Below are 23,137 nucleotides of genomic sequence, written 5' to 3'. Positions count from 1 at the left end.
CTAGAGGGTCGGGTTGTTCTATAAGTAGCTATTGCTGCTTGTAGGTTTAAACTAATTAAGATGACTACTTATTATCTATGGCGCAACTGCAGCAGCGCGATCAGTTTTAATTTTAATTTTAAACCGTAGTGTCGCACTATTTGTGGCTGCCAATGGACTCACAGTAGTTGTTACATCAGTGGTAGTTTTGTTTGCAGGCACACTAATACTACTGTTAGTACTACTAACAGTAGTAACTGCACTTGACTCTACATAGTCTGCTTTAGCATTAAAGTTGGATAATAAATCTGAAATTACAAGGTTGGTAATAGCGGTATTAGAAGCACTAGTAAAAGTATTGTTGGCAATAATCTGATAAATAACACATTGACCAGGCTCTGCAGTGATATCGTTAGTACTGAAAGACGTTGTAGTATTAACTGCAATGTTACAAGCAGCATCTTTTAGCTGAGATTTGGCTAAGGTCAGTCCTTTTACAATTGTAGTATCAGTAATAGAGGGGATAGTTGGGGCTCCAGCACCGGTAGCAGTCAACTGGACAACCGTTTGTTCTGTGCTATCTATAGCTGCACCAAGATTCCCTGCATTAGCAATAGATTCCATGTTGTATCTAACTTCTAACTTACCGCCTGCTTCTATACCTGCACCGCCAGGAAATTGAGTACTGCTAATAGTATAAACATTATCGTTTTTGATTGGCGTCACGGCGATTGGGCCACTAACTACACCTGCTTTTGTAGTGTAAAATAAGAAAAATTGACTAGGAACAGGATTGACTTGTGCGTTAGTGCCGTCAGTAATCGTAAGTGTTAATGGATTGGCGGTATTACCTTCGATATCCTGTCCATTATTAGTGATGGTAGCGGTATGAGTGACTTGACCCTTGGTATCAGTAGTAGAGGTAAGCGGTGCTATTTCTCTCGTGGTTGCGACACCAAGAGTTAGGGCGCGCTTGATAGTTGTTAAGGGTTGAGTTGAGTCATCGCCATTGGTTCCAGAAACTACTGTTCCATTAGTATAGTTCTGTTCAGTAACTGGATAGAAGTTTTGATTGGTATCATCACTGCTATTAGTACTATCAACGATAGTGTTAGACGTATTCACATTATCATCAAGATCATCTGTAACTTTCACATGATTAATTGCAGGTGATGCTATGGTCGCATTGGCAACTCTCTTAACAATTAAAGTAATGGTAATAGTACCACCAACCTTAAGATTTGCATTAGTAAGTGTAAAACCATTAGTACGCGAATCAATAGTACCAATTGTAGAATCAGCAGTAGCTCTAGCACTAGTAGCAGAAGCTGTTACTGGGGTTGCAATGATTAAGCCTTCTGGAAGTATATCTTCAATTATGATATTTGTGGCGTCTGCAGAGTAAGTAGTAGTAGGGTTTTTGATCGTAATCTGGTAAGTCGCTGTGTCATCATTGTTGTTAAGGTCTAGAGGATCAGTAACAGATTTTACGATGCTGAAAGTTGGCAACCTAGTAGTCGAATTATCGATGTTAGTTACCGAATTATTTCCAGTTGCCAATGCTGTACCAGTTGCTGTCAGGTCTAAATTCTGAGTATCGCCACCTTTATTACCATTAGTCTTTGCTTTGACATTAATCACCGCAAACTGATTGCTTTCAAGAGGAATTCTAGGATTAGTAGTACTGATAGTACCTAAGATTCCAGTAGTTTCCGAAGGTGTGTCACCGTCAGTATAAATTCTATAAGTGATAGTAGAGTTAGTAAGATCAAACTGCTTAGTATCATCAGTTCGGTCTGTTACTGTAATAGTATAATTATCTTTACGATTACCTTCGTTAGTTAACCGATGTTCAAAAACGACAAATCCGTTAGGCGCTACTGTTTTGTCATTGTCTTGAGTCAAAGAAAATGAAACTTGCTCTGAGACGGTAATTTTAACTGAGTTAGAGGTAACCTCTTGACCAACACCAGCAACATTATACTTAGCTGTTGCAACGTTGATTATGTCGACATCGGTTTTCGTTTGACCACTAACAGCAGCATTAGCGCCAGTAGATAAACCCATCAATGTCGCGACACCGACGGCAAGCAAGCTATAGTTAAAAGTGTTTGATTTCATGTATTGCTCCAAAAGTGATGATAAAAACTATGTGTAAGGTTGAAAAGAATGAAGGGTTCAGGAGGCTTAATTAACAGTGGTATTTAGAGCGACCGCCGCTGACTTCTGAGCTGGTAATAGCTTGATATTCCAGCGCAGGGTACGGTATTCAGAAAAAGGTATTTTTACCATTTTGCCATCGACTTTACGCATTAGTGGCATATCAGCGTAGTTTTTACCATCGATACTGGCTTGCGCGGTTGAAGGAATGGCTTCACCAGTGAAGGTCATGTTCGCAGGGATAGGCAGTACAACCGCCAAGTCTTGAATGTCTTTATTAATCGTATTGCTATAGGTGGCTTTATACTGAATAACCGTACCAGCTGGCGCATTGCGGACTGGCAGATAAGTAGTTTTACCTTCAGCGTTCTTGATGACTTTGTTGGCAGTTAAATCCATCTTTAAGGCGTCATCGGCATTGGCCGTACCTAATAAGAATACCGATGCTAAGCTAGCTAATAAAGTGTTGCGTAAAAAATTAGAACCTTTCATATGAAATCCTTTATTAAATCATCACTATCAGAGATGTTTTTACTTGTTATGACTACAAACTGGATAGTTCTTGGGCTTTCGATAAGCTGAAAAATATCGACTGTGCGCTTAGAATGGATTTTTACAAATTACTTACATACTGTCACTATAAAAGCGACAAAAGGTCGTTTGAAGTAGCTGAACGGCAAAAGCCCTATCTGGAAAGATAGGGCTTTTGTTAGAAAAATTGGTGGTGTTCTAAAAAGTATGCTGGCGATTAAAGTCCATAAGACATCTATGCTAAGTTCTCTGATTCTATAAGGCTTTCAAGGCTTCAAAAATTGTTCAGATTTTAATCAGCATACTTTTTGACACACCACCGAAAAATTAAGTTTTGAATATTAGAGATGATGCAAGAGGTAATAGATATTAGGGATCTACGGTTGTTCCGTATTTGGTGTTGAAGTAAAAACGACGACTAGCTTTTGAATTTATTACAGACTCTGTAGTTACCACTGTTCCATTCTCACCTATAGGAACACTACTAGTAAGAGCATAATTAGAATCGTTATCTATAGGTCCTGTCAACACAGAGGTGACTAAAGCACCCTTATCTCCCTTTTTCTGTAGAATATCTCGCATCACAAAGTTGCTAACAGGAAGGTTTGCACGATTGGTCGCAGTAATTCTATAAGCAATACACTGCCCAGGAATAAGGTCACTACCACTAATACTACTTTCACTGAAGCCCGTTCTAGGATTAGTATTTCCTGGAGTATTCAAAGTAGAGGCAGTGTAGTCTAAAGTTGAAGGGCAGTCATTGACGAACTGGGCTTTTCTTAATACTATTGCCGCGTAATCCGCTTCGACTTCACCAAAGTCAAGATTGACTAAACCTTCCGTTTTATAATCGAATACGTCATTTTTTAAAGTAACTTCGCGAATATTGGGCGTAGTATCAATGCTATAATCCCATGAATTGGGCTCGACTTGCACCAGACAGACTCTAGGTTTGTTCGCTATTGCGTTTGCAGGTACAGTAAACTGGTATCGTCCCAAAGTAGTAGCAATATTTGATACAGTTTGAGGCGTTGTACCCGTAATGTCAGTACCACCATTAGGACCGCAATCTGTCAAACGCACTTTAAGATTAATATCGTATATGCCTAATTCGCCACTATCAAACTTACCATTAAAGTATTTTGAGTTATTCATAAAAGTAGCAGAAACATCAGACTTTGTATCAGGATTAGTGCTTCTAGCTATACCACCATTATCGTTAAAGACGAAGCCAGTGAAAGTGTAGTTATTAACCGGAGTATTGGTGATATTACAAGTGATTTCATCACCATAATCAACATTGTTTATAGCAAAGGTGCGACGCGTACCTGCAGCATTGACTGGCATCGTACCACTCGAGAAAGTAACATCGGTGCCAGTGGCTGCATTTGAGCAAGTGTAATTCGTCTGATAGTCAAGTAAATTGCCATTGATAGTTTGTTCAGATACCGTATAGTTAAAACCTTTTTTTAACCTTTTCACAGTGGTAGTGTTGTCAGTCACTACTGATCCCGATCCAGTCGTCGTAAAGGCTTCTACGAATGCATCATCACTAGTCTGAAGAAGCTCAATACGGAATTGATCATCGCTGTCTACACGGCTGCCATTCAATAGTTTATTAACAATAATTTTGGGCGGTGCTAGGCAAAAGTAAAAATCGGAATAGCCAACCGCGTGACTTCCACCAGTTTCGCGCTTATCGTTATTGTGCTTTAGATTGATAACACTGTTTGCAGTTTTATAGCTCCAAGTAGCATCGATAGTACATTGACCAGTACTACAGTTTTCACCGTCTTTAGCGGTTACAATATTTCTTCCTGCATTAATTTTATGGAAAATATCATTAAAGGTTAAGCGCCCATCATTCGTTGAGACATCTACTTGCTCAATATAGGGCGTTCTGGTTTCGTAACGTGGATTCCACCAAGGTCCTACATTAACCTGTACTGTAGTTGAGTCTAAATCTTGTATTTTATAGCCAATCTTACTAACGGGTCTATTAATACTAACGTCTAAAGTGTGATCTGTCTGAACCCGTGTAGAGTTATGCAGCAAATTAATAGCATTAGAAGTAGCGTCATTGATGGAGCCATAAAAAGGAACTGTACCATTGCTATTATTCGCATCTATTAGAATTGGGAAGTTGATAGTGAATATTTTATTGCCTGAGTTTTCTTCGAAAGTAAAAGTCCGCGATGTCTCCCCTGCCTTCCATGAGGAAAGGGATGGGGTTGTAGCTGTGCTCGCATTATTTCTGATTGAGTATTTTTTGTGATCTATAGGGCAGCTAGCAGCACTAAAGTCATCAGGTGTAGCAAATTGATTAGCACCTACCGAATTACTACCCAAAGAGAAAAGAAAAAAACCCACTATAACAAACATTTGTTTATGATATCTACGATATAAATAAATATCGTTAGCTTCCAAAATTTTTTGAGACTGACGCATATTGTCACCTTTACTCTATTTATTCGATAATTTCACGTAGATAATATAAATGTTGCGAAGTAATCTTATACATACTGATATTAAACTTATGCTCTGTTGTTAGATTTCATGGTTATCGCTCATAAGATGAGGAGTACTTTTTTAGAGTCAAAAATGACCACGTAAATATATGTATAACAAGTTACCTGTCTTATATAGCTAAATAGTCAGGAAATCTAGAAATTTCTGATGAAAGGCAAGATAAGCCGATAAAGTATGTATAGGCGCTTGGTTCAAGATAATAGCCGCAATATTTATGCCAGTTCTTTAGCAAAGAACACTAGGGCATATCATCAATTCAATTTAATCCATAATTCTTCAAATGGACTAAAAGTAGCCAAGTATTGTCAAATAGCTGGCTAATATTTCGATATTGTCTGTACGATTTTCCTTGTTTGATAACAATTTATCTTATTTTTATAATCACTTTTAAATGAGAACACATAATAGATTATAAATGTCTTTTACCAATTATCTTATAGCAATTCTAAAAAACGGACTAATGGTAGTTTTAGTATGACCAAACACATTAAAATGCTAAATTTAAGCAATGGCTCCGTAAAATAAAACTACTAAACAATATTCTGAAATATTGCAAAAAGAATAATCACTATTTATTTCAGAAATACTTGTCATATTGGCATTTCTCCATAGCTATAAACAAACCCTCAATAAGTACCTATAATAGAGTGTCATTATCATTTGATAGTGAGTATCGCGTAGTGGATATCGTTTAATTTTACAACGATGTTTATTTGCTCCTATGCTAATCTACAGTGATACGATTTATTTAGAATTCTCTGTCATCACCACAAAATACAATGCAATGCTTAGATGCAGCAAGGACGTTATAAGGAAAGCATCAAGTAAAGTGATTGCTCATTAAAATACGTAACACACTCTGATTTAATAACACCCTGTCATTGCGCAGGGCTGACTGATAAAAAGGATTAAGAAAGATGAATTATTATAAGGATGCTGATAGCACCGAAACCCAAGAATGGCTGGAAGCCTTTGAGTCCGTTATCAAACATGCTGATAAGGATCGGGCGCAGTTTTTATTAAAAGCGTTATACAACATGGCGGTACAAGAAGGACTGCCATTTAACCGTCTCGATACGGCTTATATCAATACCATCGCGGTTGAAGATGAGCCGATGTACCCAGGCGACTTGACGATTGAGCGTAAAATTCGGGCTTTGATTCGCTACAATGCGTTGGCAATGGTTATGCGCGCCAATAAGAACGATGATGATTTAGGCGGTCACTTAGCGACTTTTGCCTCAAGTGCGACGCTTTATGAAACCGGCTTTAACCATTTCTTCCGTGCGGCGAGCGACCATTTCGGCGGTGACATGATTTATTATCAAGGTCACTCAGCGCCCGGTATTTATGCGCGCTCTTATTTAGAAGGTCGTCTGACCGAAGAACAGCTAGAAAACTTCCGCCGTGAAGTGGGCGGCAAGGGTCTTTCAAGCTATCCGCATCCGTACTTAATGCCAGATTATTGGCAGTTCCCAACCGTGTCGATGGGCTTGGGTCCGATTATGTCCATTTATCATGCGCACGTGCATCGTTATATGGAAAACCGCGGTTTATTAGAAAAAGAAGATCGCAAGATTTGGACCTTCTTGGGTGATGGTGAAACCGATGAGCCAGAAAGTTTGGGTGCGATTTCGCTTGCCGGACGTGAGAAACTGGACAATTTAATTTGGGTGGTCAACTGTAACTTACAGCGGCTTGATGGCCCAGTGCGTGGTAACGGCAAGATTATTCAAGAGCTTGAATCCGTCTTCCGCGGTGCTGGCTGGCGCGTGATTAAGGTGATTTGGGGCGGTAACTGGGATACCTTGCTTGATAAAGATGTAACAGGCGTGCTCAAACATCGTATGGAAGAAGCGGTCGATGGTGAGTACCAGCTATATGAAGCCCGTACCCCTGAGTTTACGCGTAAAGAGTTCTTTGGCAAATATCCAGAGCTAGAGGAGATGGCAAACGAGCTGTCTGACCATGATATCTCGCGCCTAAACCGCGGCGGTCATGATCCGATGAAGGTTTATGCTGCCTTTAGTGAAGCCATGAAAACCAAAGGTCAACCGACCGTTGTCTTGGTAAAAACCGTTAAAGGCTATGGCTTGTCGACCCAAGCACAAGCGGTAAATAAATCGCATCAAATCAAAAAACTCGACCATGAAGCTTTGATGTATTTCCGTGACCGTTTTGACTTGCCATTTACCGATGACGAGTTACAGACGCTACCGTTTTATCGCCCAAAAGAAGATTCACTTGAGATGAAGTACCTAAAAGGTCGCCGTGAAGCCTTAGGTGGTCATCTGCCCAATCGCCGTAGTGGTCATATTCCATTAAATATTCCAGATTTGTCTATTTTTGATCGCGTGCTTAAAGGCAGTAATGGTAAAGAGCAATCGACTACCATGGTGTTTGTACGCCTGCTATCAGCCATGCTAAAAAATAAAGACATTCAAGACCGCGTTGTGCCTATCGTTCCTGATGAAGCACGCACCTTTGGTCTAGAAGGTATGTTCCGTCAATTGGGTATTTACTCGGCTTCTGGGCAAAAATATACGCCAGAAGATAGTGAAGCATTAATGGGTTATAAAGAAGCCATCGATGGTCACATGTTAGAGGAAGGGATTAACGAAGCGGGCGCGATGAGTACTTGGATTGCACTGGCAACCAGTTATTCTGTCAACGCGTTACCGATGATTCCGATGTATATTTACTACTCGATGTTTGGTTTCCAACGTATTGGTGACCTTGCATGGGCGGCAGGTGACTGTCAGGCGCAAGGCTTCTTACTTGGCGCAACAGCGGGTCGTACTACGCTCAATGGCGAAGGCTTGCAGCATCAAGATGGTCATTCACAAATTCTATTTAACGTCGTACCGAACTGTGTGACTTATGATCCTTGCTTTGGTTATGAGCTGGCAGTGATTATGCATGATGGTCTGCGCCGCATGTATGGAGAGGGCGAGCGCGTTTATTATTACTTAACCTTGATGAATGAAAACTACGAACAACCTGCCATGCCAGAAGGCGTGGAAGAAGGCATTAAGCGTGGTATGTACTTACTAGAAGACAATGGCTCAAGCCAAGTTCAGCTGCTGGGTTCAGGTGTTATTTTACGTGAAGTTCAAAAAGCGGCACAAATATTACACGACGAGTTTAACATCAGCTCCAACGTCTGGAGCGTGACCAGCTTTAACGAGCTGACTCGCGATGGTATGGCTTGTGATGATTATAACCGCCTGCATCCGATGGAAGAAGAAATAGTACCTTGGGTTACTGAACAGTTGGCTCCGCACGAAGGTATCGTAGTTGCTGCAACAGATTATATGCGTAACTACTCAGAACAAATCCGCGCATGGTTACCGGATAATCGCCCTTATACGACTTTAGGCACCGACGGTTATGGTCGCTCGGACACCCGTGAGAATCTACGTAGCTTCTTCCATGTTGATGCCGCGCATATCGTGGTCGCCACGCTTAAACGCTTAGCTGATGAAGGTGAAGTTGAGATGCGTTTGGTAAAAGATGCGATTTCAAGCTTTGGTATCGAAGCGGATCAACCGCCTGCATGGCAACAACAGCCTCATTATGATCATTTCCCAGACGCGCCAGCCCCTGACAATGTAAATCCGAGCCCTGTACCAGAGTTTGTCGATGAAGATGATGATGAAATAAGTAGCGAAGGTCGCGCAGAAGACCCAGCTGACGCCGCCTTACTCAATGATGATGACGTCAAAGAATAGCCAAAAGACAAGGCAATCATAATACAAGGAGAATTACGGATGGACATTAAAGCCCCCGATTTGGGTGTCGATAGCGCCGAAGTCAGTGAGATTATGGTCGAAGTTGGCGACGTTATTGCAAAAGACGACAATATTATTTTATTAGAATCTGATAAAGCGTCAGTAGAAGTACCAAGCTCGGCTGCTGGTAAAGTAACTAAAATAAGCGTGGCAGTCGGCGACCAAGTGAGCGAAGGTATGGTGCTTATTGAGCTTGAAAGCGAAGCCGATGCTAAAGACGATACGCAAAGCACTGATACAGAAAACAAAACAGAATCTGGTGCTGATAAACAAAATGAGTCGCAGGATAATCAGCAAGCAGAGAAGCAAAGCGATACTAACGCAGCTGAGGAAAATACTTCTCAACCAGCAAAACAAGCAAGTGAGCAAGCAGGAAAAGCAACCACTCATGCCTTGCCAGACCTAGGTGTTGATGAAGCGCAAGTGTCCGAGATTATGGTCAGTGTCGGTGATATGGTTACTGCTGATCAATCTATTTTGCTGATTGAATCTGATAAAGCGTCGGTTGAAGTGCCGGCGCCAGAAGCGGGCAAGGTCGAAAAAATATTGGTGCAAGCGGGCGATATGGTCGCCAATGGTCAAGACTTTATTGTCATTATTGGTGAGGGTTCAGATAGCGCCAGTAATAATGCTAATGAGTCTAAGGCCGATAGTTCTGAGTCGCAAGCATCAAAGCCAGCTGAATCAACTAACAAAACGGAATCAGCTGAGCAGTCTGACAAGTCGCAAACAACAGACGAGCCTAAACAAGCCGCTAAATCTACAACAGATACTAGCGCTGCAAATGCCAAGCTGACCGAAGCACAAGTCAACGAAAAAATGGTCGATATCTATGCCGGTCCTGCCGTACGTAAGCTTGCGCGTCAGCTAGGGGTTGATATCTCTCAAGTGACGGGTTCAGCGCTTAATGAGCGTATCTTAAAAGAAGATTTATTTGCCCATGTAAAAGACAGCTTGAGCAAGCAAAAAGCAGCACCTGCTAGTGGCAATGGAGTTAGCTCAAGCCTGCCAAGCTTACCTGATATGAGTAATACCGAAATATGGGGCGAGACCGAAGTACAAGATTTAAGCCGCCTACAAAAAGTGTCAATACCGCAGCTTAATTATAATACCTTGTTGCCGCAAGTGACGCAGTTTGACTTGTCTGACATCACGGAGACTGAAAAGTTACGTGGTGAGCTCAAAGGTGCTATGAAAGCGGAAGGTATCGGCTTCACTATTTTAGCCTTTGTTGTCAAAGCAACCGCTTATGCGTTAACCCAGCATCCACGTTTTAACAGTCATTTGAGTGATGACAATACCCAAGTTGTTTTACGTAAGAGCGTCAATATGGGTATTGCGGTAGCGACTGATGACGGCCTCATTGTACCTGTTATCAAAAATGTGCAAGATAAAGGGCTTAAGCAGATTGCTATTGAGATTGGTGAGCTTGCGGTTAAAGCGCGTGATAAGAAGCTGACGACTAAAGAATTGCAAGGCGCAAGCTTTACGATATCAAGCCAAGGTAACTTAGGTGGTACCGCATTTACGCCACTGGTAAATTGGCCACAAGTGGGTATCTTAGGGGTATCAGAAGCCAGTATGCAGCCGCGTTGGAATGCTAGTAAGCAAACTTTTGAGCCGCGTTTGATGCTGCCGTTATCGCTATCTTATGATCATCGCGTGATTAATGGCGCTGATGCCGCGGTATTTACCCGTTATATCGCAAGCTTATTGGCTGATCCACGCCGTATTTTGCTATAGTTTTAGGGTTAAGTAAAAATAGCATGGTTAATAAAAAAGACTATCTACGGATGGTCTTTTTTATATCCTTTATTACAAAAATATCTATTCATAGACACAAAGAAGCCAGCTATTAAGCTGGCTTCTTTTATTTATCGTACTCAGTCTATAGCAATGGGCTATATTAGAACTGTTTTACAAAAGCGACACCATATACCCAAGGGCTGATATCAATTTCACCAATATCAGTACCGTTTAACGTAGCATCAGTTTTGATGTCCATATAACGGGCATCGATACGGAAAGACTCAGTAGGCGCGAATGGAATATCAAGACCGATATGACCAGCAACACCTACGCTATCATCAAGATCTAGATCACCACCAGTAGAGATTCTTTCTTTAAAGAAAGTTGTATAGTTCACACCAACACCAACAAAAGGCTTCACGTTCATAGGCAGATTGTAGCCGTCGAAGTGGTATTGTAGTGAAAGAGTAGGTGGTAAGTGCTGAGTTTTACCGGTTAAAGCAGTTGTACCATCAGGATTGTTAAGGTTAAAATCATGATGAAATGGAATCGCTGCTAGTAGCTCAACACCAACGTTATTAGCAATAAAGTATTCGCCACTGATGGTTGGACGTACATCGCCATCAACATCAACAGATAAACCGTTATTTAAAGTACCGTTATCGCTCTTAGGGTCAACATAGTGAGCACCAGCAGCGACTGACCAAGTACCAGCAGGTACAGCGAAAGCAGTGGTCATAGTAAGTGCAGTTGCAGCAGCTAAAACTAGGGATTGTAGTTTCATCGTTTGATTCCTCAACATAATAGATGATTATTGGTCAGTCGCTAATGAGGGATGACAGTAGTGACTGATTACACAATGTTATGGTTATGGTTAACTTGTAACATTATCTCTCTATTATAATACAAAAACCCTAATAAAAGTAAGGTTTTAAATAGAAAGCGGTAATGTTTATATCTTAAGTTACCCATCTACTTGAATAGATAGACTAAATTAGGAATAAATTTTTAATTACACTTGTTATTTTAATTCGCAATTTTCAGCGGTTTTTGCTGCTATTTATCAAAGGGGACGTTCAGACATTATGCTCGGTTATTGTAGTAATTCTCCGCTTCGTTGTGAAAATGCCCGTTCCATCAAGCTCTTAAATCAAATAGATTCTTGTTGCCCTAAATGTGGTTTGTTCTTATTACCGGCGCAAAACTTAAGCAACCAATTACGGGCGGATGAGCAGTTTTTACGCTTCGTTTTCTTGGCGATTGCCGTGATATTGTTGGCAGTGACCTACATTTATTACCTAAATTTTGTATAATCATTATTACTAATGTATAAACTAAATATGCCCATCAACTTTGTTGGTCTGAATTTAGGCATAAGCGCTTTTTAAACGACTGTTTATTAATATAAGACCGGTGTTACATCGCACCGTATATAGGGACGCCATGCTACTCCAATCTATACGGCGCTTGCGTCTTTTCGTCTATAACATTCTACAAAACGATGAGCATGATACGCTCTTTAGTCGCTGTGTTGACTACTTTCTCATTTTCCTAATCATGGCGAACGTCACGGCGGTCATCGCTGAGTCTGTAGATAACTGGTATTATCCGTATCAAGAGTATTTTACTTGGTTTGAAAATTTCTCGATTATCATATTTTCTATCGAGTATTTGCTCAGATTATGGAGTGTCGCTGAAGCGAAGCCTGACAATACCACTTGGCGTCAGCGCTGGGATTGGCTAAAAAGTCCGTCGGCTTTGATTGATATCATTGCAATTGCGCCCGCATTTTTGAATTTCTTTGTCAGTATCGATTTGCGTTTCTTACGTATTTTGCGTTTATTTCGCATTCTTAAGCTCACTCGTTATTTTGCCTCATTACGTATTTTATTGGTGGTTATCAGTAAGGAGAAGGGCTCGTTTCAAGCGGTCCTTTTTATCTTAATTATTATGATTGTGACGGCATCAAGTGGGATTTATTTGGTCGAAAACCACGCGCAGCCAGAGGAGTTTGAGTCGATACCCAAGGCCATGTGGTGGGCGGTGGTTACGCTGACGACGGTCGGTTATGGTGATGTAACGCCTATCACCAATGCTGGTAAAATATTGGGGGCAATCATCACCATATTGGGCGTCGGTCTGGCTGCATTACCGGCCGGTATTTTGGCGACGGGTTTGGCAAATGAGCTCAGTCAGCGCCGTGAAGAGCTTGAGCAAGACTTTCGCGGGCAATTGGTCGATAGCGATTTTGATTTGGTACAGAATCAGATGATGATTGAAAAAATCCGCCGCGAGCTTGGTTTGGATAAAGAGCAAGCGCAAGAGATTGTGCTGCAAGTATTGCGTGAGCAAGAGCTAGAACGCCGTGAAAAGGAAGTGCGGCAAAAGAATTTTTGCCCGCATTGCGGAGAGCCGTTAGAGTAAAGCTGGCATTTAAGCATTTTTCTTAAAGATGATTCTTAAAGGTCGTTCTTAAGAGCAGTTTTTAAAGGAAGCTCTTAAATCAAAAGTTTTTAGTGTAAAAAAGGGTGAGACGTTATTAAATAGCGTCTCACCCTTTTTGCTTTATAAGCAAAAACCAATCTTAGCTTTCTACATCAATGTTAAATTCCTTGCGGAACAGGCAGGGCGCGTGCCAATTCATGCGCCACTTCTTGTGCCGCTGTCGATAAATCTGTCGCTGGCAGTGGCAGATTTTGTAAAGTCAGATGCCAATCGTCCACCTCTCGGCGCAAGTGTGCCACCCAAAGTGTAATGCAGTCACGCGGTAGCTGCTTTAAATTAACTTCAAAAGAGCGATTACCTTCATCATCGCTTAAATGAATCTCCCCTTTTTTGACTCTGCTAAAAGGCTGCCCATGATAAGAATTGGCAATCAAAGCGATATGCGTGATGTGCGCGGGGATTTTATCCAAATAAAGCCGGATTTGCTCTTGGTCAAGCGGCGCAAGATACATGGCTTGCTCACCGCGGTCTTTGCCATTGAGGCTATCGCCTTGATGTTTGACAGATTCGGCTTTATCACGTAACTGCTTAAACCAAACAATATCGCTGATGGTACAGTTGTCGTCATACAGCACGCAGGCCAAATCGATATCAATCGCGCCTTCATTTTTCTTAAAGCGCTTCTTTAAATTTTTAAATAAGCCTTTTTGCTCAATCTTGGTAAATTCATAATTTAGCGCAAAAAACAACGTCCCCGCATCTAAACCCAGCCCTCTTAAACTGTCTGAAAGTAGTGGTGATGGGATAGTGGTCGACATAATATTCCTTTTGGATTTTAATTTTTTCAATGTTTATTTTAAATAGTATAAGCGTTGGTGCATTTGAGTATGGCTATTAGATTTTTATCATCATTAATAATGAGCTGTTTTTCTTTATTGTCGCTATTCATCATTTATTGGTTTGTCTAATACGGCTTGATACAGTAGCGCGGGTTTGGCGTCTAATAAACCGCTACCAAAGCCACGTAACCACCAAACCAGCTGCGAGGTTAAGTTAACGGTCGCTTGTATGGTTAGGGTTTCATCACTATTGATGTTAACGGTTTGGTCGTCACTAAGCTTACTTTCCGTTAAGCTTTTGCCCGCTTGTTTGGTAAATTGTAGCTCAACCGCAGTATGTTTGCCATGATCAGGTAACTGGCTAAATAAAGGATGGCTAAAGCCCATGCCGCCTGCATCTAAATAGGTATCTAGTTGGAAATTGTCTGGGGTTTTAGCCGCGCTTTCTAATATCTCAACGCTGGTAAAGCGATGCAAAGCAAAGGTACGAATAATCACTTCTGGATCATCAGTGCGCGTTGCCAATAGGTAAATAATTACCCCACGCTGGACGATAGCAATAGGGTTTAAGGTATATTCGCTGGCTTGTGATTTATCACTGCGGGTATAGCTGGCTTGTATTTGTAATTGATAAAATAAGGCATGATAAATGTTGTCTTTGCTTTCTAAATCAATATGCGGTGCAATTAAAGGCTGAGTTGCAGGCTCGATACGCACTCTGTCAATCCAGGAATGGGTGACTTTACTGTTTTTGAGCTGCCTGCGTGCCAAGTCAAACCACGGAAATAGCTCATCTAAAATAACCGGCGGTAGCAGCTGGCTTAGATTGGCTTCGACCATATTAAAGGCAACCGCTTGTGATAAGTTCATATGTGGTAAGCTTTGCAGCGGCGCATCATCTTTCCAGCGCCAGCCTTGTGGATTGGCATTGTTTTTTTCGATAGGAAAGCGTTTGGCAAGAGCATTTAAATCGCGTTGCACCGTACGCAAACTGATATCAAAGCCTGCCAATATAAGCTGCTCGTAAACATGGGTTGTACCTACCCAGCGATTGCGCTGCAATTGCGACAACACTTGCCATTGTCGCGCTGTCGTCGCTGCTCCATGACGATTATCTGCTGTTTCCTCAGACGCTTTATTATCTGCAGTAATTTCTTCATTTTGCTCAGCAACTTCTTTAGTCACTAGCGCAGTTGCTGATTTATCAACAGCTGCTTGAGCTTGAATACTATCGGCGTCAGTAGAATGTGCAGTCATTAAAGATAACCTTTATTCAGTCACGGGTTTGGTTGCTAGCTGTTTATTAGCATTTTATTAATTAACATAGCGAATCATAAAAAGCCAATCATCGCAGAAAAGCATGACAACGTCTAGCGATGCACTTCTGTATTTGCCTCTATATTTGCATCTGGGTTTACGTCTAGGCTTGTATCTATGTCACCTTTCTCTTTCTTGGCTTTTTTTTGTTTATCTTGTTTTTTCTGACGTTTGGCTTGGCGCTTTTTCTTGGCTTTCTTTTTCGACTTTTTATCATCGACTTCGTCATCAGTATTCTGATTTTCATCCCAAAGCATCAAACGGCTTAGTACTTTGCCAAATAAGGTCTCTTTACGGTAGCGACCTTTTTTATTCATGGTATCGACAGGTAAGCCGGTCATTAAGGTCAAGGCTTCACTTAATGTATGTACGCCATAAATATGAAATTGCCCTGCTTGAACGGCGGCAATGATGTCGTCACGTAGCATTAATTGTTTGACGTTGGCCATTGGGATAACCACGCCTTGTTGTCCCGTCAGCTCTTGCTCGCGGCAAGCGTCAAAGAAACCAGCGATTTTAGAATTGATACCGCCAACTGCTTGGACTTCGCCTAACTGATTCATCGAGCCGGTAATCGCAAAAGATTGATTGATAGGAACGTTTGCTAGGGCGGAGAGTAGCGCACAGCCTTCACTTACCGTCGCACTATCACCATCGATATGGGCGTAACTTTGCTCAAAAGCGAGTGAGGCACTAAAGTTTAGCGCATGATGCTGACTAAATAAGGCGCGCAAATAGCTGGTCATAATCAGCATGCCTTTGGCGTGTAAGCTACCGCCCAAATCCACATCGCGCTCGATATCGAGGATTTCGCCAGCGCCAATATTTGGCTGAATGACTGCGGTCAGACGAGCGGGCATACCAAACTCGCTATCGGCGTAACTGACGACGGTGAGCGCATTTACTTGCCCGACAGCATCGCCTTGGGTCTGAATAAGCTGCTGGCCATTTTTTAACTCATCCCAATAAAGGTCGCGCAAATATCCTGAGCGCTCATCCATATCGTCAATAGCGTGGGTGACGTGAATGGCGCTAACAATATTTTTACCGCTCAAACGTGCATGGCGGTTAGATTCATGTAAGAGCTTAATCAATAAGTCACTATGCAAACTCAAGCGGTCTTGGTCTTCGGCTTGTAAGCTTAAATGCTCAAGTAAGGCAGCTTGGGCGCTACTATCAAAAGGATAAAGGTTGGCATAATCAATGATGTCTGCCATTTTTGCTACCAATGCCAATTCGTGCTCAGGGCTGCGAGTTACATCGTCGTGAAAATCGGCACGTACTTTAAATACTGCATCAAACTCCGGCTCCAGCTCTAGTAGTTCGTAATATAAATCTGCTTCGCCAAGCAAGATGACTTTGATATCAAGGTCAATGGGTGCGGGCGCGAGCGATAAGCTACCCGTTAAGGTCAGCATCTGCTCAAGGCTTGAGAGCTTGATTTTTCGAGATTGCAGGGCGCGCTTAAGACCTTGCCATGCGTAAGGATGCTCAAGCAGGTGACTGGCTTCTAATAACAGATAGCCGCCATTGGCACGGTGCAGGGCGCCTGCTCGAATCATACTGACATCGGTGGTTACTGTGCCCAATTGGGTGATTTGCTCGACATGACCCAATAGGTTTAAATGCGTCGGTAAGTCTTCAAAGATAACAGGTGCGCCACTATCGGGCGCGTGACTGACAATGACGTTGACTGCATAGCGGCTCGGCGTTGTGGCAAGCACTGCCGTCACAAACTCCTCATCATCGCCATTGACGATACGCTCGACATGCGTAACCATATCGGCAAATACGGTTTTTAAATACTCGACAACCAATGGATGATCAGTAAACTGCTCATAAATAGGCGCAAATAAAGGCTGTAGCGCTCGGCGTGCAATATTGCGATGCAGCGCTTCAATGGCATCATTGGCTTCGTCTTCTAATTGCTCTAAGGCGATGGTCAGCTGACTTAGGCGCTTTTGCATATGGTTTTTTTGTGCAAAATTATTCAGCTCAGCTTCATATTCGCTCTTGCCGTAGTCGTGGTTAGCATCTTTGCTAACGCTATCATCAGCACTAGAAATACTGGAACTAGAAATATTGTCATTAGGAATATTGTCATTAGGAATATTGGCTCTTTGACTTTCCTCTTTTATTGACTTATTTTTCTGGCTATTAGAGATTTTGTCATCTTTAACTTCACTATTGCTCTCTTCTTTTGGTAGCTGGCTAGGATGTACAAATACGGCTTTATTATCAAATGCGCGAAACGTTAGTGCTAAATCGTATTGTTTGCCTTCGGTATTTAGGTCGTCGTAAGCCTGACTTTCTTTTTGATGGGTATCATTTTTGATGGCTTCGATTTTGCTTTGATACTGGTCGCTACGAAAGCGTTGGCTAAGTCGTTTTTTGGCTTGCTGCCATAATTGATTGACCTGCTGTTGTAGTATGGTCGCCTGCCCAGAAGGTAGACGTAATGCTTGCGGTGTACGTGGATCGGCAAAATTATACACATAAACCCAATCATCGGGCGTTGGTGCGTCAGCGGCAATTCGTTGCAATAAACGACTGATAACGGTGCGTTTACCTAAGCCATTTTCTCCAGCGGCAAATACGTGATAGCCACTGGCATGAATATCCAGTGCTGTATGCAACGCTTTAAGGGCGCGCTGTTGTCCAAAGCCGACATCTAAATCGGGGGCAGTGCGGGTATCGCTCGGTAGCTCATTCGTATCAGTATAACGCTTAAGTTGCTCGGCACTGATAAGGCAGCGCTCATTAACATCGATAAATACCGGATGAGGCGTGTTAGGCACATCTACTGTGCTATCTGGCTGAGCTTTTTCCGACGGCTTTTTGCGTGCCAGCTCTTTTTTGGCTAGCTTTGTTTTAGATGGCCTTTTTTTAGGCAGATTCGTTGCTAATGGCTTTGTCTCTGCTGTTTTATTGACAGGGCTTACCATAGGATTGGTATCTTTTGGGTCTTTATTCATAGGTGTGTTTTGCGGTTTGGTCATAGTTATATAGTAAGTCGTTTTAAGAGGGCGGAATGATTATTGAGCTTTTGCTGTTTGAGCGCTAAGTGTAAGAATGTGCTTCTAACAATCAATCATTTTTAATAATGAATCTTTTTAATAATGTATCAGGACATCTTACAAGATATAGGCGCGTTTTAGATAAGACATTAGGCGCAGTTTTGTATCATAGAGAGATGGGTATTTTTACTAATTAGGTTGAGATAATATTCATTTTGCTACGTTAAATTGCTGACGGTCCAAGAAGATAAGCCTTCAATATAGGCGTAGATAGTATAAGATGGCGTACATTGGCGCAATCTGCAACTATTCAATGGGCAGCCTGCATGATAAAATAGACGGTTCACATGTCAAAACTGGATAACCCGTATGTCAGATTCTACTAAAACCTCTTCATCATCTGCTAGCACGGGTAAAATTCATATTGACCCGACAGGTTTTGTAAAGCTCGGTGCGCAATTGCCAACACTTGCAAATATCTTAGCCCAATCAATAGATGAGCTGGGTCTTGCATTAAGCGCGACGCAGCAGCGCACGTTATTATTGTATTTAGACCAGCTTTTATTATGGAATAAAGCGTATAATCTGACCGCTATTACCGATCCAATCGAAGCGCTTATTAAACATATCATCGATTGTTTGGCTATTATAACGCATTTACCGTCAGGGTCGCTGCTAGATATTGGCACGGGAGCGGGCTTGCCAGCGGTGATTATCGCTATCTGTCAGCCTGAGCGCCAATGTACCGCCCTTGATAGCAATCAGAAAAAAATTCGTTTTATTAAGCAAATCAGTAGCGAGCTTGGTTTGAGTAACATGCACCCAATCGCCTCGCGTATTGAAGCGCATGAAGCCAGCTATGAGGTGGTAACATCGAGAGCCTTTGCCAGTCTGATTGATTTTGTCGAAGTGGCTCAGCCGCGCTTAGCAGATAATGGTTATTTATGCGCGATGAAGGGTAAAGCCCCGAGCGATGAAGAGTTGCAAGCGCTAAATGACGCTTGGCAGATAAAGACGATTCCGTTAAATGTGCCGCGTTTACAAGATAGTCGTCATTTAATTGAATTATCTTATAAAAATGTCTAAGCTATGAGCACGTAACGCGCTATAAGGCAACAATTGTTCTATAGTGATGAGTAAGTGGTCTTCTCATTTATACGCAGGTGTTTAAACATCCTTATAGGTAAGCATCAGGTATTTGAGTAATATAATAAGCATGAGCAGCAAAAATGCTTCAGTAAAAATCAGTAACAGATCCTAATTAAATTGAGTGAGTGTATGGAAATCATAGCAATTGCGAATCAAAAAGGCGGCGTGGGTAAAACCACGACGGCAGTGAATTTGACCGCCAGCTTAGCGGCCAAGCGCAAGCACGTACTGCTGATTGACTTAGACCCACAGGGTAATGCCACCAGTGGCACGGGCGTGGATAAGAACCAATTAGAGCTAACCATCGCTGATGTACTGCTCGATGGTGTGTCGCTGTCTGAGGCGATTGTGAATAGTCCAGCTGGCTTTGATGTCATCGGTGCCAATCGTGATTTGGCGGGTATGGACATCACTTTAATGAGTAAGACCAACAGCCATGAGTTGTTTAAAACGGCGATGGCGCAGTTGGTCAACGATCAAATCGCGGCCGAAAAACCTGCTTATGATTATGTGATTATCGATTGTGCACCGAGCTTAAACTTGCTGACGATTAATGCCTTGGTTGCCACCGACAGCGTTATTATTCCGATGCAGTGTGAATATTATGCGCTAGAAGGCTTGGCGGACTTGTCACAGACAATTGAGCGTCTCACTGAACTTAACCCTAAGCTCTATATTCGCGGCGTGGTCAGAACCTTGTTTGATGCGCGTAATACTTTAGCGCGTGATGTGTCTGCTGAATTAGAGGCGCACTTTGGCGAGATTATGTATAAAACTCATATTCCAAGAAATATTCGTCTAGCAGAAGCGCCGGCACACGGTTTACCAGTTATCGCGTACGAGAGATGGTCAAAAGGTGCGCGCGCGTATCAAAAGCTGGCCGCTGAAGTGATGAAGCAAAGTGAATAATCATAAGTTACTAGTCATAAGCTGCTAGTCATCAATTAGCTTGTTTAGTGTAAACATTAAAAACAGCAAATTATATTTATCAGTAAGCCGGCAGTAGTAAGCATTGGGCTTTTTATTTTAGCGTTAGAGGATAGGTAATCATGGCAAAGAAAAGAGGGTTGGCTGCCAATAGAGGCTTAGATGCCTTATTAGGGTCAATCAAAAAAGAAAAACAAATTGCCGCCTCTGCCTTACAAGATGATACGGTGGTGCGCGAGCCTACTGTGTCAGCTGCAATGCTAGAAACTGACATATCAGAAGCTAAAAAACAAGAGCAGGATGCCCGCGTGGCAGGCAAAGCTGCTGATACGAAAGTGACTAAAAAGCCTTCTGCCTCACCAGTGACAGAGCAATCTACTGACAGTCAAAATCGTAAAGCGCGGATGATTAAGAAAAGCCCTGCTAATAAAACCCGTACCAATGCGATAGACAATAGCGCCTCTGAAGACCAGATAAGCTTGGTGCAAATCGATGTCACGCGTCTGCAAGCAGGTAAGTATCAACCGCGCCGTGATATGAGTGAAACGGCGCTGGCAGAATTGGCTTCTTCTATTGAACAACATGGCGTCATGCAACCGATTGTTATTCGTCCATTATTGGCGAATGAAGACAAGAGCGAGGCCTTGGTTACGCATGAAATTATCGCCGGTGAGCGCCGCTGGCGTGCGGCAAAAATGGCGGGTAAATCGGTTATACCAGCGATTGAGCGCGCGTTATCCGATGAGCTGGCAATTGCGCTGGCCTTGATTGAAAATATCCAGCGTGAAGACTTATCGGTGATTGAGCAGGCGGCTGCCCTGCAGCGTTTCCATACAGAGTTTGGTATGAGTCATGCCATGATTGCCGAAGTCGTTGGGAAGGCACGTACCACGGTTTCAAACTTGCTACGTCTCAATCAGCTCCATGATACGGTCAAAGACCATTTGGCAAACAGTGCTTTAGATATGGGGCATGCCCGTACATTGTTAGCATTATCATCAGAACAGCAGCCTATCATTGCGCAAAAAATTATCGATGCTGGTATGACGGTGCGCGAAGCTGAAAAGTTAGTCAAATCCATTTTACAACCAGCGCCAAAAGCCAGTCGTCCTGAGCAAGTACAGTCTCGCGATGTTGAGCGCTTAACCCAGCGTTTAACCGATATGTTAGGCGCGGAAGTAAAGCTCAAACACAAAAAAGACGGGCAGGGTAGTGTTGAGATATTCTTCCATAGCCAAGATCAGTTAGCGGCCTTAATTAAGCATATAGAAGCGCAAGCTTAAGGTTTTTAATAAGCTTGAGCTAATTATACAAATATATAATCATCTTTTAATAATTAATAAAAACATAGAAGAGAGTCCGTATGTGGGAGCTGGTAAAAGCAGGTGGTTGGCTGATGACACCTATCGTGGTGTGCTCAATATTGGCATTGGTTATTATTATCGAGCGTAGTCATACTTTACAATTTAATAAGATTGCGCCCAATAGATTGCGCGAACAGCTGATAACCCGCCTACGTGAAAACGGTGATATTGGTCGTACGCAGTTGATGAATGTCAAAGAAAAAACCCCTTTGGGTGATATTCTAGCGACCGGTCTGCTTTACCGCCAGTACGGCTTAGACTCGATGACGATGCATATGGAAAACCGCGCAAGTGTGCAGGTGCATCAGCTAGAGAAAAATATCAATATGCTTGGCACCATTGGGGCGATTGCGCCATTGCTTGGTTTGTTGGGTACGGTATTAGGTATTATCTCATCGTTTTTGGCGATTACGGATGGCGCGATGCAAGACCCAACGATGTTGGCGGCTGGCGTGTCACAGGCTTTGATTACCACTGCTGCTGGTATGATTGTGGCTATTCCAGCTTTGGTTGCTTATCGTTATTTTCAGCGCCGTATTATCGATATCAATGCGCAGTTTGAAACGCAAGCGGGACTGATGATTCAAGAGTTATATGACTATCAATTGTTAGATAATATCAACAGTTCCGCTATGTCTCAGTTGACGACTCATGCAGCAGTAGATGATAAATCGAGTCATGTAAGTAATGAGCTTTCGATTGACACCTCAGATTTAAATCATACGGCGGCAGCGACTTAATTCTATTGTTTATATTATGGTAATTAATGATAAAAATAATAGTATGAAGCACTGCTTATTAAATATATACCTTTAAGCACATTAAAGAGACTGACATGCGCTTTAGAAAACCGACCGTTGAGCCGCTTGAAATCAATCTCACGCCAATGATTGATTGCTTATTATTTTTAATTGTATTTTTACTTTTGGCGACCTCGTTTAATCATTTCAGTCGTTTAAATATCATTCTTCCCGAAGCTGAAGGTGTGGCGCTGACAGAAGAGAAAAACAGTATTGAAGTTGCCGTGCAAGAAGATGGCAGTTATCTAGTTAACGGAATTACCCTTGCCAGTAGCAACGAGGCTGAATTGACCAGCATGCTACAGCAAGAGGCGGGAAGTAATCGTGATATGCTATTTGTGATTGCTGCCGATGCGAATACCACGCATCAATCTGTAGTACGAGTCATGGATATCGCTGGTAAATTGGGTTTTTTAAATTTAAATATCAGTACGGTTGTACCACTTGGTCAGCCTTTACCGCAATCATCTCCACAATAATTTTTATGATATTTGATAAGGTGGTAAAGCGTGTTAAGCATTACCACTATTATTCTAAAAG

General features: G+C 42.2%; 15 protein-coding genes. 8 read left to right on the top strand and 7 right to left on the bottom strand.

Going from position 1 to position 23,137, the window contains the following annotated elements; genetic code table 11:
• Window positions 1–75: 75 nt before the first annotated feature.
• The 3 genes from B3Q63_RS00820 to B3Q63_RS00810 form a co-directional block, all read right to left on the bottom strand.
• On the bottom strand, window positions 76–2,100 hold the full coding sequence (locus tag B3Q63_RS00820) for an isopeptide-forming domain-containing fimbrial protein (protein ID WP_296172653.1): 2,025 nt from the start codon (window positions 2,098–2,100) through the stop codon (window positions 76–78).
• Window positions 2,101–2,166: 66 nt separating this feature from the next.
• A complete protein-coding gene (locus B3Q63_RS00815) occupies window positions 2,167–2,631 on the bottom strand; it encodes a hypothetical protein (RefSeq protein WP_296172652.1) in 465 nt (154 codons plus the stop codon).
• A 408-nt stretch (window positions 2,632–3,039) separates the two neighbouring features.
• Window positions 3,040–5,118 (bottom strand): hypothetical protein, encoded by a 2,079-nt coding sequence (locus tag B3Q63_RS00810; protein WP_296172651.1) that lies wholly within the window; start codon window positions 5,116–5,118, stop codon window positions 3,040–3,042.
• A gap of 998 nt (window positions 5,119–6,116) precedes the next feature.
• On the opposite strand from B3Q63_RS00810, the gene aceE reads away from it, so the two are divergent.
• Window positions 6,117–8,930, top strand: a complete 2,814-nt coding sequence (gene aceE, locus B3Q63_RS00805; RefSeq protein WP_271133067.1) for a pyruvate dehydrogenase (acetyl-transferring), homodimeric type — start codon at window positions 6,117–6,119, stop codon at window positions 8,928–8,930.
• A gap of 39 nt (window positions 8,931–8,969) precedes the next feature.
• Window positions 8,970–10,733, top strand: a complete 1,764-nt coding sequence (locus B3Q63_RS00800) for a 2-oxo acid dehydrogenase subunit E2 (protein ID WP_296172647.1) — start codon at window positions 8,970–8,972, stop codon at window positions 10,731–10,733.
• 163 nt (window positions 10,734–10,896) lie between these two features.
• On the opposite strand, the gene B3Q63_RS00795 is transcribed toward B3Q63_RS00800, so the two are convergent.
• Window positions 10,897–11,523, bottom strand: a complete 627-nt coding sequence (locus tag B3Q63_RS00795; RefSeq protein WP_296172644.1) for an OmpW/AlkL family protein — start codon at window positions 11,521–11,523, stop codon at window positions 10,897–10,899.
• Window positions 11,524–12,182: 659 nt separating this feature from the next.
• Between B3Q63_RS00795 and B3Q63_RS00790 the strand changes: the two genes are divergently transcribed.
• Window positions 12,183–13,163 (top strand): ion transporter, encoded by a 981-nt coding sequence (locus B3Q63_RS00790; RefSeq protein ID WP_296172641.1) that lies wholly within the window; start codon window positions 12,183–12,185, stop codon window positions 13,161–13,163.
• A 179-nt stretch (window positions 13,164–13,342) separates the two neighbouring features.
• Here B3Q63_RS00790 and B3Q63_RS00785 read toward each other — a convergent pair whose 3' ends face one another.
• The 3 genes from B3Q63_RS00785 to B3Q63_RS00775 form a co-directional block, all read right to left on the bottom strand.
• Complete coding sequence (locus tag B3Q63_RS00785; RefSeq protein ID WP_296172639.1) at window positions 13,343–14,002, bottom strand: TerD family protein; 660 nt, start codon at window positions 14,000–14,002, stop codon at window positions 13,343–13,345.
• A 123-nt stretch (window positions 14,003–14,125) separates the two neighbouring features.
• Window positions 14,126–15,280, bottom strand: coding sequence for a helix-turn-helix transcriptional regulator (locus B3Q63_RS00780; protein ID WP_296172636.1), 1,155 nt, complete (start codon window positions 15,278–15,280; stop codon window positions 14,126–14,128).
• Window positions 15,281–15,393: 113 nt separating this feature from the next.
• Window positions 15,394–18,339 (bottom strand): ATP-binding protein, encoded by a 2,946-nt coding sequence (locus tag B3Q63_RS00775; RefSeq protein WP_296172634.1) that lies wholly within the window; start codon window positions 18,337–18,339, stop codon window positions 15,394–15,396.
• A 387-nt stretch (window positions 18,340–18,726) separates the two neighbouring features.
• Between B3Q63_RS00775 and rsmG the strand changes: the two genes are divergently transcribed.
• The 5 genes from rsmG to B3Q63_RS00750 all read left to right on the top strand — a co-directional run bounded on the left by rsmG (window position 18,727) and on the right by B3Q63_RS00750 (window position 23,076).
• Window positions 18,727–19,443, top strand: a complete 717-nt coding sequence (gene rsmG / locus B3Q63_RS00770; protein WP_201564909.1) for a 16S rRNA (guanine(527)-N(7))-methyltransferase RsmG — start codon at window positions 18,727–18,729, stop codon at window positions 19,441–19,443.
• 192 nt (window positions 19,444–19,635) lie between these two features.
• Window positions 19,636–20,415, top strand: coding sequence for a ParA family protein (locus B3Q63_RS00765; protein ID WP_271133075.1), 780 nt, complete (start codon window positions 19,636–19,638; stop codon window positions 20,413–20,415).
• Window positions 20,416–20,555: 140 nt separating this feature from the next.
• Entirely contained in the window at window positions 20,556–21,716 is a 1,161-nt protein-coding gene (locus tag B3Q63_RS00760) for a ParB/RepB/Spo0J family partition protein (RefSeq protein ID WP_296172625.1), read from the top strand.
• A gap of 80 nt (window positions 21,717–21,796) precedes the next feature.
• Entirely contained in the window at window positions 21,797–22,537 is a 741-nt protein-coding gene (locus B3Q63_RS00755; protein ID WP_271133077.1) for a MotA/TolQ/ExbB proton channel family protein, read from the top strand.
• A gap of 95 nt (window positions 22,538–22,632) precedes the next feature.
• Window positions 22,633–23,076, top strand: a complete 444-nt coding sequence (locus B3Q63_RS00750) for an ExbD/TolR family protein (protein WP_296172621.1) — start codon at window positions 22,633–22,635, stop codon at window positions 23,074–23,076.
• The last annotated feature ends 61 nt before the right edge of the window (window positions 23,077–23,137 follow it).

It is taken from the genome of Psychrobacter sp. UBA2769 (assembly GCF_002352555.1).
Taxonomy (GTDB): domain Bacteria; phylum Pseudomonadota; class Gammaproteobacteria; order Pseudomonadales; family Moraxellaceae; genus Psychrobacter; species Psychrobacter maritimus.
Note: the sequence above shows the minus strand (reverse complement) of the source record. Positions and strands in the feature narration are given on the sequence as shown.